Raw genomic sequence first — 12,656 nt, 5'->3', positions numbered from 1 at the left:
ATTACACTACCAGAGGAGGATGCTAAATGTCAATTTCAAAGAAAAAAATGATCCTTGACCTAGACACAGGAATCGATGATGCGCTTGCACTGGCGTACGCTTTAGCCGATCCAGATTGTGATTTGATCGGAATTATTGGATCATATGGCAATGTCTATGTTGAACAAGGAGTTCAAAATAGCCTTGACCTTCTGGCTTTGCTAGGGGCTAATGATGTTCCCGTTTATTCAGGAGCACAGCATGCATCATACACAGATTCTTTTTCCGTTTTGCCTGTCAGTGCACAGATACATGGAAAAAATGGTGTCGCCAACATCAAACTCTCTAAGGCTAAACGCACTCCAGAGAAAACGAGTGGGGTTGATTTTCTTATTGATGCTGCACATAAATACAAGGATCAGCTTCTTTTTGTTCCAACCGGTCCTCTAACTAACCTAGCCGCTGCTATAGAAAAAGATCCCACGATTATCGATTTGATTGGTCATGTTACGTTGATGGGTGGCGCATTGACAGTACCAGGAAATGTCAGTCCGGTTGCTGAAGCCAATATTCATCAAGATCCTGAAGCAGCAAATGAGGTCTTCAGTAGTCGGCTTCCACTAACGATGGTTGGACTTGATGTTACTACAAGGACGCTGTTGACAAGACACGAGACAAAACATTGGCGCAAATTAGGCACTAAGGCTGCAACTGTATACGCCGATTTAGTTGATTATTATATCGATGCATATAAAACAACTAATCCGCATCTTCATGGTTGTGCTCTTCATGATCCTTTGGCGGTCGGTGTCGCTATTGACCCAAGTTTAGTTGAAAAAATAGCACTGAATCTAAAAGTCGAAGTAAAAGATATTTACGAAGGACGAACAATCGGCGATGAAACACGTTTAAACAATCCTACTGTTACCACAGATGTGGCAGTCAACGTTGATAAAGATCGTTTTCTTGATAAATTTATGAATCGGTTAACACCTTTATTCGCTGCGCATTAATATCAAGGGGGAAAAATGAAATTTATCGGAATTTTTTTATATGTCTTTTGGCTTTTACTCTTGCTTTTCCGTTACGCAAATATACCGAAAAAAACCTCCTTTTCATATAAAAGACTTTTTTTTGGCAGCCTATCATGGTACCGCAATATTCGCAATCTTACCTTACTCATTGCTTTATTCATTGTTGAACTATTTCTACCACTTAAATCACTTTATCTATTGTTTTTAATTACTGGTATTGTAATTATTGCAATATGCATAAATAACCTTAGAGTGCGCATTGGTCGGCCACTGCCTACCATGTCTGTCCTTCTATTAGGGCTTGTTGTTTCTGGCATCTCCGGCATTTTTGTTTTCAGTTTATGATTCATAATTTTCATTAAGGTCAGACTTCTAGTAAGTCTTAGGCCTTTTTTTGTGTTGTGCAAATAATATATTGCGCAGTGCAAACAAATAATATTTCTTCTCTAATTTTGCATATATTAGCACCTCAATTAGCACTCCCTCACTACTAAAGTCAAGCATTTTTCTGTCTATCTCTTAATGCCTATGCAATAATTCGAAATGAAAGATAGCTTATTTATGCCTTTATATTTTGGAAAAACTCATTTAAATTTTGCAAAAGGCTGTTTAGTTGCATTTTTGACACAGTTTACCCTATGATGAAATCGGAGATGGTAACAGCGTTCATATCCTGTTGCTTTCAAAGATACCTTGGCTTGAGGAGGTGAAAAAAGTGGATGCATTAAAATCAGTTTTTAAATTTATGCTGGCCAGCACTTTAATTGTCGGCGGTGTGCTAGTTGGGGGAACAATTTTCGCTGCTAAGGGAATTGATAATCTAGGTGAAAAACTCAGAAAACTTATTCACCATTAGTAGTTGAAATTGCAGCATAGGAGGTGATGAAGTGCCTGCATGGAAGAAAGTTCTCGCAATGCTTGTAGGTTTATTGCAGATTCTTATTGGTTTTCTCGTAATTCTGCACACCTATTATTCTAATTTAAGTGACTTATATTCTTGGAATCAATGGTTATCAGATACTGAAGAAGGCCAGCTTCTATTGCTCTTTAGCCAAATCTTCATTGTTTTCATGGGATTCATTTTTCTAGGTGTTGGTCTCTTTGGTCCTCGTTCCACCAATCAACTTGTGATCTTCAAAGACCATACAAATAGACTGACAGTTGACCGGGCGGCAGTCGAAAAAAATTTGATATTACTCCTTTCGAAAGAATATGAAATTGCAAACATCGATATCAAAATCAGGCTTTTGAAAAACAAGCAAGCTGCCAAAGTTAAAGTTACTGGTAAATTGATCAACGAATCTGATATTGGCACTTTAGAAAGAAAAATCTCACAAACAGTTCAAGCCAATTTAGAACAAGTATTGAATATTAACCTCAAGCATCTTACTTTGAAATTATCCCTTACCGTGATGGGGATAAAGTAACAGTTATATGAAGGAGGGAGGTTTAATGAAATTAAGATACGTAGGAGCACTTATCGGTCTAATAATCAGCCTCGGCTGGATCTCTTTTGGATTTTGGAGAATGCTGCTTATTCTGTTAGCGGTCGGGATTGGTGTGGCACTAGGCGGATGGTTGGATCTGCAGGGTATAACCTTAAAGAAAACTCTTGTTAAGCTGCTGGATAAACTAACCAATTAATTTAGGAGGAAAAAATAATGGCTGTAAATAATGATGGTGAACAATTGAAAACGAAACTAACTTTTGATGACCAAGTTATCAAAAAAATTGCCGGTATCACTGCAAATCAAGTTGATGGTGTGATCTCGCTGGATGGCAACGTTTTTAGCGAACTGACGGATCGTTTTACACCTGGCTCAGACACTACTAAGGGCATCGCTGCAGATGTTGGCGAGCAACAAGTTTCATTGAAGCTTGAAGCTACAATTGAATACGGCAAAAATGCTACTCAAATTTTTAAAGAGGTTCTAGCTAAAGTAAAACAAGCATTAAAAGAAATGACAGGTCTAACTCTAGTAGAGTTTGAGTTGCATATTAATGATGTTAAGACACAAGCTGAAATAAAAGATGAGAATAGTAATAAAGAATAAACTTGCTGCTACAACTCATTAAAAAATATTAAAAAGAAAATCTTGGCTCCCTTAACCCATAACAGTTGTGCACTGCTATAGTGATGAGGGAGGTTTTCTTTCTAACTGTTCTTGTCCGGTTGCAGAAAACCGTCTGTCCCCTTTCTAACTGAAATCAGTAATAAATAAGGAATTTATTCCAAGCAACCATTAGGAACTTTTAAAGGAGATGCTGTTATTTTGTCGATTTATAAGTTTGAAGTAACCTTAGAAAACGGTGAGAATTACCAATTGAAACGCTACACTGGACGACCACTGTTGATTGTTAATACTGCTACTAAATGTGGTCTTGCACCGCAATTCGAGAAACTTGAACAATTATATCAAAGCTATCGTGACAAAGGTTTTGTTGTTTTAGGCTTCCCCTCAAATCAATTTCATCAAGAAGTAAAAGATAGCCAGGAGGCAGCCACAGCCTGTCGTACGACTTACGGTGTTACTTTTCCGATGCATCAAATTAGCGATGTCAATGGTGACAAGGCCCTGCCTTTATTCAAATACTTAACCGCCCAAGAAAGCGGCTTGGTCACTAAAGCTATAAAATGGAACTTTACAAAATTCTTGATCAACCAGCGCGGTGAAGTGATCAAAAGGTTTGCACCTACTACAGATCCTTTAAAAATCAAACCCGCAATTGAACATTTGTTTGACTAGAAAAATCTGGTTCAAAGACATAATAATGCTGTTACTGTCGTTGAGCCTGCATACATACAAAATTCTTTTCAGGATATCAATTAAAAACATTATAAAATCGTAGAATAACTTGCCACTTGTTCAAACTGACACAAACCTATTTTCCAGTCAATCTTTCCCATGCAGCCGCAGAGTTTACCTATTTAAATTATTGTTGGTACATAATTTTCATTTAATTCACAAATTTCATCAACTTTTTTCATACTTTTATCTCTTCACACAAGCACTATGAGTGATTATAACAACTTACGTCAAAAATGCTCTTGTATTTAACTTTTTTTATTTTTAGTATTGTATTTCGTATACCGACATATTATACTTTGAGTGTTAGTTAATTGCTATCTAACACTAGGCTATGAGTGGGTTGCTCATTGCCTTTTTTGTGCCCTGGGATTTGAATTTTTTAGCTATTCAAAAAGCCAGCACCTTATTATCTAAGTGCTGGCTTAAAAGTGTTTCTATCTTTCTTTTATTACCATGGCTAGAACTGAACTATTAATACTGCCTGCCTAATGTTTAATGGAGAGCTGTAATAAACGCAATCAGTCCAAAGAATATTCCTGGGAAGTTAGCCCAAAATACCGGCCAATCTCGATTCTTTTTGAAATATGCGTAAACACACCAGAACGTACAGTTGACTGCAGCAACTAAAGGCTGAACAGGGTTACCATAATTACCCTGTAAATTGTTCATAATCTGTGGAATATAAGAAACATACATCAGTACTGCTAATACTGTTGCGACCCTTCCTAAAATTCGAATAAACTTAGTTTCCTGCTCCAAAAAAAGAACCTCCTCAGGCTAACATTATCTAATACACATCCTAAATTGTATATATAACTCCGAAATAATGCAAATCAAGAAAGTGTGCTCCCTACTTGAAAAGCTTAATTTTGAAATATATTATTATCAAAATCAAAAGAGCTATTTCTACTGAGTAATTCATCCAATTACATGATTTACTGCTCTTCATCGGTCTTTAAAACGGCCATAAAGGCTTCCTGCGGCACTTCAACAGTTCCCACGGCCTTCATCCGTTTCTTACCGCGTTTTTGTTTCTCAAGCAGTTTAGCACGCCTATCTGGATCACCCGTATGAATACGGGCGGTAACATCTTTGCGGTAAGCTTTAATATTAGTACGTGCAACAATCTTAGCTCCAATTGCTGCTTGAATCGGAACCTCAAAGTTTTGCCGCGGAATAATATTCTTTAAGCGTGAAGCTATTGTTCGTCCTCTTTCGGCCGCAAACTGACGATGCGAGATAAAACTTAGGGCATCAACCTTATCCCCATTCAGTAAAATATCAATTTTGACAAGATCGCTCGGCCGCGTTCCATCTACTTCATAATCAAGCGATGCATATCCACGCGTACTTGATTTCAATTTATCGAAAAAGTCAAAAATAATTTCTGATAATGGCATTTCATAAATCACATTCACCCGATATTCATCAAGATAGTCCATCGTCAAGAAATTACCCCGCTTGCGCTGACACAGTTCCATCACAGCACCAACATAGTCGTTGGGGACCATGATTGTGGCTTTGACAAAGGGTTCATTAATTTGCTTGATACTCGAAACCTCAGGCATTGCTGCTGGATTATCTACCTTCTTGTGTGTCCCATCGGTCAGCTCCACATCGTAAGTTACAGATGGCGCCGTTGTAATCAAATCCATGTTAAATTCGCGTTCAAGCCTTTCTTGGACTACATCCATGTGCAATAACCCTAAAAAGCCGCAGCGAAAACCGAATCCTAGAGCCTGGGATGTTTCAGGTTCAAATTCAAGCGCCGCATCATTAAGTTGCAGCTTTTCAAGTGCCTCGCGCAAGTCATTGTATTTAGCATTGTCGGTCGGATATAATCCTGAGTAAACCATTGGTGACATTTCGCGGTACCCCTCAAGCGGTTTCTGTGCTGGATTTGCTGCATCAGTGACCGTATCACCAACGCGAGTATCTTGAATATCTTTGATGCTGGCAGTCAAATAGCCAACATCCCCAGCCATTAAAATATCACGTTTTAAAGGTTTGGGCGAATTAACACCAACTTCTGTTACCTCATACTCAGTTTTCGTGTTCATCAAGCGGATGCGATCACCTGGTTGAACTGTACCTTCAAAAACTCGAATACTCAAGACTACTCCACGATAATCATCGTAGACCGAATCAAAAATCAAAGCCTTTAAAGGTGCTTTCAACTCGCCAGTAGGTGCCGGAACATCATGTACGATTTTTTCCAGAATCTCCTCAATTCCAATACCTTGTTTAGCGCTTGACAGAACTGCATCGGACGCATCTAAGCCGATCACATCTTCAATCTCTTGGCGAACCTCTTCCGGACGAGCAGACGGAAGATCTATTTTATTGATTACCGGAACGATTTCAAGATCATCATCAATTGCTAAATAAACATTTGCTAATGTCTGAGCCTCAACACCTTGGGCAGCATCCACTACTAAAATTGCACCCTCACACGCAGCTAAACTTCTTGAAACCTCATATGAAAAGTCAACATGCCCTGGTGTATCAATTAGATGAAAAATGTATGTCTCTCCATCTTTAGCATGATAATGCAATTCAACAGCATTTAATTTAATTGTTATCCCACGTTCTCTTTCAAGATCCATTGAGTCCAAAAGCTGATTCTGCATCTCACGTTTCGAAACCGTATCAGTCATTTCAAGTATTCGATCTGCTAAAGTTGATTTACCATGATCTATATGTGCAACAATGGAAAAATTGCGAATGTGTTTTTGTCGTTCTCTCATTTTTTCAATGTCCATTCGTATTTCCTACTTTCTTTCAACCAAACATAATTCATAAGCTACGCTCAATTATACCAACGTGCTCCACCAAATACAATCAAGCTAAGCTTTTGCCCTTTTCTGTTATCCTAATAAAGAGCCTTGAAATATCCAAATAATGGGATACCTCAAGGCTCCTTACTTCAAACTCAAATTACCGTTTTTTGCGTTTTTTTAATTTTTCGAAGAAAGATTCTTCACCTGTAACATGTTCACCACTAGCCTCTGCAAATGCCTTTAAAGCTTCCTTTTGTTTCAGATTAAGATTCTTAGGTGTCTGAACCTTCACTGTAACATGCTGGTCACCATTTCCATCACTGCGCAGTTTAGGAGCCCCTTTACCACGTAAACGGAAAGTCGTTTCTGTTTGCGTACCAGCTGGGATCTTCATTTCAACATCACCATGAACGGTTTTTACCTTAACTTCATCACCTAGCGTTGCTTGGACAAAGGTAATCGGCAAGTCAAAGTAAATCTCAGAGCCCTTGCGTTCAAATATTTTACTTGGTTTAACATTGAAGACAATGTACAAATCACCATAAGGCCCCCCATTTTCACCAGCTTCTCCTTGTCCTTGAAGTCGCATCTGGTTGCCATCTTCAACACCAGCAGGAATGCTGACCTCGACTTGATGTTTCTCGCGCGTGATTCCTTCTCCGTCACAAGTAGCACACTTTTCTTTAATAATCTTTCCTTTACCATGACAAACATCACACTCTTGCTGCGTCATCACACGACCCAACGGCGTTTGGCGAGCAACTTGGATCACACCAGTTCCGTTACACTTGGAACAGGTGTCAACTGAGGTCCCTTTCTTTGCGCCACTTCCGCCACAAGTTTTACAAACTGCATTGCGTGTATATTCGATGCTTGTTTTCTTGCCAAAGACTGCTTCTTCGAATGTAAGCGTCATTTCATACTGAAGATCTCGTCCTTGGCGCGGAGCATTTCGTGATCGTGATGAAGAGCCACCGCCGAAAAATGAACTGAAGATATCTTCAAAACCACCAGCACCACCAAAATCATTAAAGCCACCAAAACCGCCAGCACCGCCTCCAAAGCCTTGCTGTCCGCCAGTCGAACCATACTGGTCATACTGAGCCTTCTTTTGCGGATCGCTTAGGATCTCATAAGCTTCATTGACTTCCTTGAATTTCTGTTCTGCCCCTGGTTCCTTATTTAAATCAGGATGGTATTTCTTTGACAATTTACGATATGCTTTTTTGATTTCAGCAGCAGAGGCGTCTTTTGAAACGCCTAAAACCTCATATGGATCTCTGTTTTCTGCCATTTTTTTCCTCCAATAATAGTAATTAAGAAGTTTAACTAGAACTAGCGTACCATACGTGATGGTAAATAAAAAGTCAAAGTCCGTGCCGGCCTTTGACTTTTTATTTATTTATCCCTGCGATTATTTCTTATCGTCTGGGTCGACCTCTTTAAAGTCACCATCTACGGTATCATCATCTTTTTTGTCGTCACCCTTAGCAGCGGCATCGCCGTCTTTGCCAGCCTGAGCCTGTTGTGCTTCCTGTGCCTGCTGATAGAGTTTAACTGATAGGTCTTGAATGATCTTATTCAGATCATCTTTCTTCGTCTTCATATCATCGACGTTATTGTCTTCTTGAGCCTTCTTCAAAGCATCACGAGCCTCTTCAGCTTTCTTGATCTCTTCGTCAGAGACCTTGCCCTTAACGTCTTTCAATGTCTTATCAGTTGTAAAGAGTAATTGATCAACCTCGTTCTTCAAATCAACTTCTTCTTTACGCTTCTTATCATTATCTTCGTTTTCCTTTGCTTCCTTGACCATACGCTCGATCTCTTCATCAGAAAGTCCGGATGAACTCTTAATCGTAATCTTTTGTTCTTTGTTTGTTCCTAAATCTTTAGCAGAAACATTGACAATACCATTTTTATCGATATCGAACTTAACTTCGATCTGAGGAACCCCACGTGGTGCAGCTGGAATATCTGTTAATTGGAAACGACCCAGTGTCTTGTTATCCGCAGCCATTGGACGTTCACCTTGCAAAACGTGAATATCAACAGCTGGTTGATTATCTGCAGCCGTTGAGAAAACCTGCGATTTGCTTGTTGGAATAGTTGTATTTCTGTCGATCAGCTTTGTGAAGACACCGCCCATTGTTTCAATTCCCAATGATAATGGCGTTACATCAAGTAGAACAACATCTTTAACATCACCTGTGATTACACCGCCTTGAACTGCAGCACCAAGTGCAACAGCTTCATCAGGGTTAACTGATTGATTTGGCTTGTGGTTAGTTTCAGCTTCAACAGCCGCTTGAACAGCCGGAATACGCGTTGAACCACCAACTAAAATAACTTCATCAATATCAGACATTGCTAAGTCTGCATCCTTCAAAGCATTACGAACAGGAATCTTAGTTCTTTCAACCAGATCTGATGTTAATTCATCAAATTTGGCACGTGTCAACGTCTTTTCTAAATGCAAAGGTCCATTTTCGCCCGCAGTAATAAACGGCAAGCTGATCTGGGCACTTGAAATACCTGAAAGATCTTTCTTAGCTTTTTCAGCAGCATCCTTCAAACGTTGCATTGCCATCTTATCATTTGAAAGATCAATTCCGTTTTCTTTCTTGAACTCATCAATCAACCAGTTCATGATCTTCTTATCGAAGTCATCACCGCCAAGATGTGTATCACCATTTGTTGAAAGTACTTCAAAGACTCCATCACCTAATTCAAGGATCGAAACATCAAAGGTTCCACCACCAAGGTCGAAGACCAAAATCTTCTCATCCTTATCAGTCTTATCCAATCCGTAAGCTAACGCAGCTGCCGTTGGTTCATTAACAATTCTTTCGACTTTCAAGCCAGCAATCTTACCAGCATCCTTAGTAGCTTGACGCTGTGCATCATTGAAATAAGCTGGGACTGTGATAACGGCTTGAGAAACTGACTCACCTAAATATGATTCAGCATAATCTTTGATATATTGCAATATCATAGCTGAAATTTCCTGAGGTGTATATTCTTTATCCTCAACCTTTACCTTATAGCCAGCTTCACCCATATGACGTTTGATAGAAGCAACCGTGTTAGGATTTGTGATAGCCTGACGTTTTGCGACTTCTCCTACTTGTGTCTCCCCATTCTTGAATGACACAACTGAAGGCGTTGTCCGGTTTCCTTCAGGATTCGTGATGATCTTGGCTTCCTTACCTTCAAGAACAGCGACGGCAGAGTTAGTTGTCCCCAAATCAATACCAATAATCTTTGACATATAATCTCAACCTCTTTTAATTTATTTTTTTATTGAGCGACTACGACCATCGCTGGCCTTAGTACGCGATCCTTTAGCATATAACCATCTTGGAACACTTCAACCACAGTTTCAGGTTTCTGTCCATTCTCAGCTTGAACTGACTTGACAGCCTGATGTTTTGTTGGGTCAAATGCTTGACCCAGTGCTTCGATTTTGATGATATGGTTAGCACTTAAAGCCTTCTCCATATCCTTGTAAACAAGTTCAATTCCACGCTTAATCTGCTTCGAAGCCTCATCTTCCACTTCAATCTTCAAAGCGCGATCTAAGTTGTCAATTACGGGTAAGACATCTTTAGCAAGATTCTGCCCGTCATACTTAAGCAACTTCTCTTGCTCCTTCTTAAACCGAGTATTCATGTTCGCCATCTCGGCTTCGGCACGAAGATACTTGTCTTCTACCTCGTCGTACTTCTGTTTCAACTCTGTTACCTTTTTCAGTAAGTCTTCACTTTGATCTTCGGACTTTGCTTCAGAAGCTTTGGTCTCTTGATCAACCTTTTCTGAAGAAGAAGCAGCTTTGTCCGATCGCTTGTTTTTTCCAGTCTTCGGTGATTCTTCTTTTATCTCTTTTTCTTTTGAAGTTTCTTTACTCAAGTTTTCAAAATCTTGCGTATTCTTTTCGGACAAGTGAACACCCCTTTTCCTTAATCATCGTATAAATTATAGTAGTCCAACAACCGGCTCGCTAATTCTTCGCGTAATGTACCCAGCAATCCGATCATTTTCGAGTAAGGCATATTAGTCGGCCCTAGTAAAGCAATTAACCCCTTGCCATGCTGATCAACATCATAAGTTGCTGAGATCAAGCTATAATTTGCTAGTGAACTGTTAATCAGCTCATTACCGATCTTAACTTGAATATTATCACCAGAATTCCCGATCAATCCGTTAATATCATCATAATGATCAATCAGTGAATACAAGGTTTTGATCTGTTCAATGTCACCATCCTCGACAAAGTTCAACAAGTTTAGCTTCCCGCCGATAAAAAATTGATCCTGCGCAGCCTTATCTAGAATTCTGCCGAAAACATCCAAGAAGCCGCGTGGCTGATGAACATAGTGCAACAACAACGGAATGCTCTTCTGCAGTTTATCGACCACTTGCGTAATTGGCACCCCAGTAACCTGATCATTGATAACGCGTACCATCGCTTCAAGCTCTTCACCACTAATATGCTTAGGAAGGTTGAACATTTGACTCTCAACCGCTCCATCACTCATAGCTAGAATTGCCATAACCCGCTGTTGTCCCATTGGCATGATCTTAAAGCCTGAAGGAAAACATCTTGCGTTTCTGGTTTGAAAGCAATTGCTGTGTAATTAGTCATCTCAGATAAGATTTGAGCTGATTCAGCCAAGATCTCATCACTTTTAAAAAACTGACTGCCAAAAGATGCTCGAATACTTGCTAACGTCCGCTTATCGATTGCATCAGGTTTGACTAAATTATCAACATAGTACCGGTATCCCTTCAACGAGGGAACTCGGCCTGAGGATGAATGTTCCTTGTTAACGAGTCCGAGCCGCTCCAGTACTGACATTTCATTTCGAATAGTCGCTGAACTGACATGCATCGGTAATTGACGCTCTAAAGCCTTTGAGCCTATCGGTCGACCAACATTGGTGTAATCTTGAATAATTGCTTCAAGAATTAATAACTGCCTTTCTGTTAGCATCACAATCACCTCGTTTGCCACTTAGCACTTAGCCTTGTTGAGTGCTAAGTCAATTATTAATATACAAGAAGTTTTCTAATAAGTCAAGAATAGTCAACAAATATCACGCACAAATACGAGTTTACACTTTTTTAAAGTACTCCTTTGTATTGTGCTCGTCTTTTTTTAACTGTGATATTAAGCTTGTAGCATCAGGATATTTATGCTGTTCGCGTAACTTGCAGTACCATGCCACCGTGACTTTTTCACCATAAACCATTTTTGAAAAGTCAAATAAATTTATTTCCACAGTCTGTTTTTGCCCTTTGCCAAAGGTTTCATTGCGTCCAATTGAAGCCATACCGAAAACTTTTTTGCCAACAATCATTACTTCAACTGCATAGATTCCTTCGCCTGGGATACGTTCATTATCAGGAATATCCAAATTGATCGTGGGGAACCCGAGTTTTCGGCCGCGCTGTTTCCCGTGGACAACAGTACCGCTGGTTTGGTAAGTATAGCCTAACAGATAGTTTGCACTATTCAGATCTCCTTCATCAATATATTCACGAATAGCTGTCGAGCCAACCTTGTGACCATCTTTCTTCAAATGCGGAACGGTAATAATTTCAAACCTCTTTTTACTGTATTCGGCCAGTGTCTCCATATTAGCAATATCTTTCTTGCCATAAGTGTAATCCTCGCCAGCAACTACAGTAATTGCATTCAAACCGACCATGTATTTGTCAACAAACTCCTGCGGACCCATAGGCACAATTTCTTTATTCAATGCGACAACATAAGTTATGTCAGCACCTAAACTGACAAAAAGTTCCAACTTACGCTTTAATGGTGTCAAATATCTGATACTACTTTGTGAAACGCCTTGGAATGCCACTGACGGATGGCGGTCTAAAGTCATTACAGCCAGCTTTGCACCCTTTTTTTCAGCTTCTTGCTTGGCTCTTTTTATTACTCGCTGATGGCCTAGATGAACGCCGTCAAAGAAACCTAATGCTAACACTATCGGACCTGGATAAACAATCTTTCTATTAAATGGCTCATCTAAGTATATTACTTGCAC

At 39.6% G+C, this 12,656-nt stretch carries 13 protein-coding genes and 1 pseudogene; 7 read left to right on the top strand and 7 right to left on the bottom strand.

Going from position 1 to position 12,656, the window contains the following annotated elements:
* Window positions 1–32 precede the first annotated feature (32 nt).
* The 7 genes from JCM15457_RS01580 to JCM15457_RS01555 all read left to right on the top strand — a co-directional run bounded on the left by JCM15457_RS01580 (window position 33) and on the right by JCM15457_RS01555 (window position 3,760).
* The gene (locus JCM15457_RS01580; protein WP_034987458.1) at window positions 33–992 is read left to right on the top strand and encodes a nucleoside hydrolase; all 960 of its coding nucleotides are present in this window, start codon (window positions 33–35) and stop codon (window positions 990–992) included.
* Between the two features lie 15 nt (window positions 993–1,007).
* On the top strand, window positions 1,008–1,358 hold the full coding sequence (locus JCM15457_RS01575; protein WP_034986871.1) for a hypothetical protein: 351 nt from the start codon (window positions 1,008–1,010) through the stop codon (window positions 1,356–1,358).
* Between the two features lie 370 nt (window positions 1,359–1,728).
* Window positions 1,729–1,869, top strand: coding sequence for a hypothetical protein (locus JCM15457_RS12205; RefSeq protein ID WP_152537254.1), 141 nt, complete (start codon window positions 1,729–1,731; stop codon window positions 1,867–1,869).
* A gap of 31 nt (window positions 1,870–1,900) precedes the next feature.
* Window positions 1,901–2,440, top strand: a complete 540-nt coding sequence (gene amaP / locus JCM15457_RS01570) for an alkaline shock response membrane anchor protein AmaP (protein ID WP_034986869.1) — start codon at window positions 1,901–1,903, stop codon at window positions 2,438–2,440.
* 25 nt (window positions 2,441–2,465) lie between these two features.
* The gene (locus tag JCM15457_RS01565; RefSeq protein ID WP_034986868.1) at window positions 2,466–2,657 is read left to right on the top strand and encodes a DUF2273 domain-containing protein; all 192 of its coding nucleotides are present in this window, start codon (window positions 2,466–2,468) and stop codon (window positions 2,655–2,657) included.
* A gap of 17 nt (window positions 2,658–2,674) precedes the next feature.
* Complete coding sequence (locus JCM15457_RS01560) at window positions 2,675–3,067, top strand: Asp23/Gls24 family envelope stress response protein (protein WP_034986865.1); 393 nt, start codon at window positions 2,675–2,677, stop codon at window positions 3,065–3,067.
* Window positions 3,068–3,286: 219 nt separating this feature from the next.
* Window positions 3,287–3,760 (top strand): glutathione peroxidase, encoded by a 474-nt coding sequence (locus JCM15457_RS01555; protein ID WP_034986863.1) that lies wholly within the window; start codon window positions 3,287–3,289, stop codon window positions 3,758–3,760.
* 555 nt (window positions 3,761–4,315) lie between these two features.
* Here the strand turns inward: JCM15457_RS01555 and JCM15457_RS01550 are convergent.
* From JCM15457_RS01550 to ribF, 7 genes and pseudogenes are all read right to left on the bottom strand, one after another.
* The gene (locus JCM15457_RS01550; RefSeq protein ID WP_034986860.1) at window positions 4,316–4,582 is read right to left on the bottom strand and encodes a SemiSWEET family transporter; all 267 of its coding nucleotides are present in this window, start codon (window positions 4,580–4,582) and stop codon (window positions 4,316–4,318) included.
* A 176-nt stretch (window positions 4,583–4,758) separates the two neighbouring features.
* Complete coding sequence (lepA, locus tag JCM15457_RS01545) at window positions 4,759–6,585, bottom strand: translation elongation factor 4 (RefSeq protein ID WP_034986858.1); 1,827 nt, start codon at window positions 6,583–6,585, stop codon at window positions 4,759–4,761.
* Window positions 6,586–6,760: 175 nt separating this feature from the next.
* The gene (dnaJ, locus tag JCM15457_RS01540; protein ID WP_034986855.1) at window positions 6,761–7,897 is read right to left on the bottom strand and encodes a molecular chaperone DnaJ; all 1,137 of its coding nucleotides are present in this window, start codon (window positions 7,895–7,897) and stop codon (window positions 6,761–6,763) included.
* Window positions 7,898–8,017: 120 nt separating this feature from the next.
* Window positions 8,018–9,871, bottom strand: coding sequence for a molecular chaperone DnaK (dnaK, locus tag JCM15457_RS01535; RefSeq protein WP_034986853.1), 1,854 nt, complete (start codon window positions 9,869–9,871; stop codon window positions 8,018–8,020).
* Between the two features lie 29 nt (window positions 9,872–9,900).
* Window positions 9,901–10,509, bottom strand: a complete 609-nt coding sequence (gene grpE / locus JCM15457_RS01530) for a nucleotide exchange factor GrpE (protein WP_268870099.1) — start codon at window positions 10,507–10,509, stop codon at window positions 9,901–9,903.
* A 50-nt stretch (window positions 10,510–10,559) separates the two neighbouring features.
* Window positions 10,560–11,593 (bottom strand): annotated as a pseudogene (gene hrcA, locus JCM15457_RS01525) (heat-inducible transcriptional repressor HrcA).
* 121 nt (window positions 11,594–11,714) lie between these two features.
* The gene (gene ribF, locus JCM15457_RS01520) at window positions 11,715–12,656 is read right to left on the bottom strand and encodes a riboflavin biosynthesis protein RibF (RefSeq protein WP_034986847.1); all 942 of its coding nucleotides are present in this window, start codon (window positions 12,654–12,656) and stop codon (window positions 11,715–11,717) included.

The organism is Liquorilactobacillus sucicola DSM 21376 = JCM 15457, assembly GCF_000612445.1.
In the GTDB taxonomy this organism is placed as follows: Bacteria; Bacillota; Bacilli; order Lactobacillales; family Lactobacillaceae; genus Liquorilactobacillus; species Liquorilactobacillus sucicola.
The sequence above is the reverse complement of the archived record's forward strand: the minus strand, read 5'-3'. Positions and strand labels throughout refer to the sequence as shown.

Excerpts from the sequence above, each read along its gene's own strand:
- JCM15457_RS01565 (WP_034986868.1), top strand. The coding sequence starts at position 2,466 with ATGAAATTAAGATACGTAGGAGCACTTATCGGTCTAATAATCAGCCTC.
- JCM15457_RS01560 (WP_034986865.1), top strand. The coding sequence starts at position 2,675 with ATGGCTGTAAATAATGATGGTGAACAATTGAAAACGAAACTAACTTTT.
- JCM15457_RS01575 (WP_034986871.1), top strand. The coding sequence starts at position 1,008 with ATGAAATTTATCGGAATTTTTTTATATGTCTTTTGGCTTTTACTCTTG.
- dnaK (WP_034986853.1), bottom strand. The coding sequence starts at position 9,871 with ATGTCAAAGATTATTGGTATTGATTTGGGGACAACTAACTCTGCCGTC.
- lepA (WP_034986858.1), bottom strand. The coding sequence starts at position 6,585 with ATGGACATTGAAAAAATGAGAGAACGACAAAAACACATTCGCAATTTT.
- dnaJ (WP_034986855.1), bottom strand. The coding sequence starts at position 7,897 with ATGGCAGAAAACAGAGATCCATATGAGGTTTTAGGCGTTTCAAAAGAC.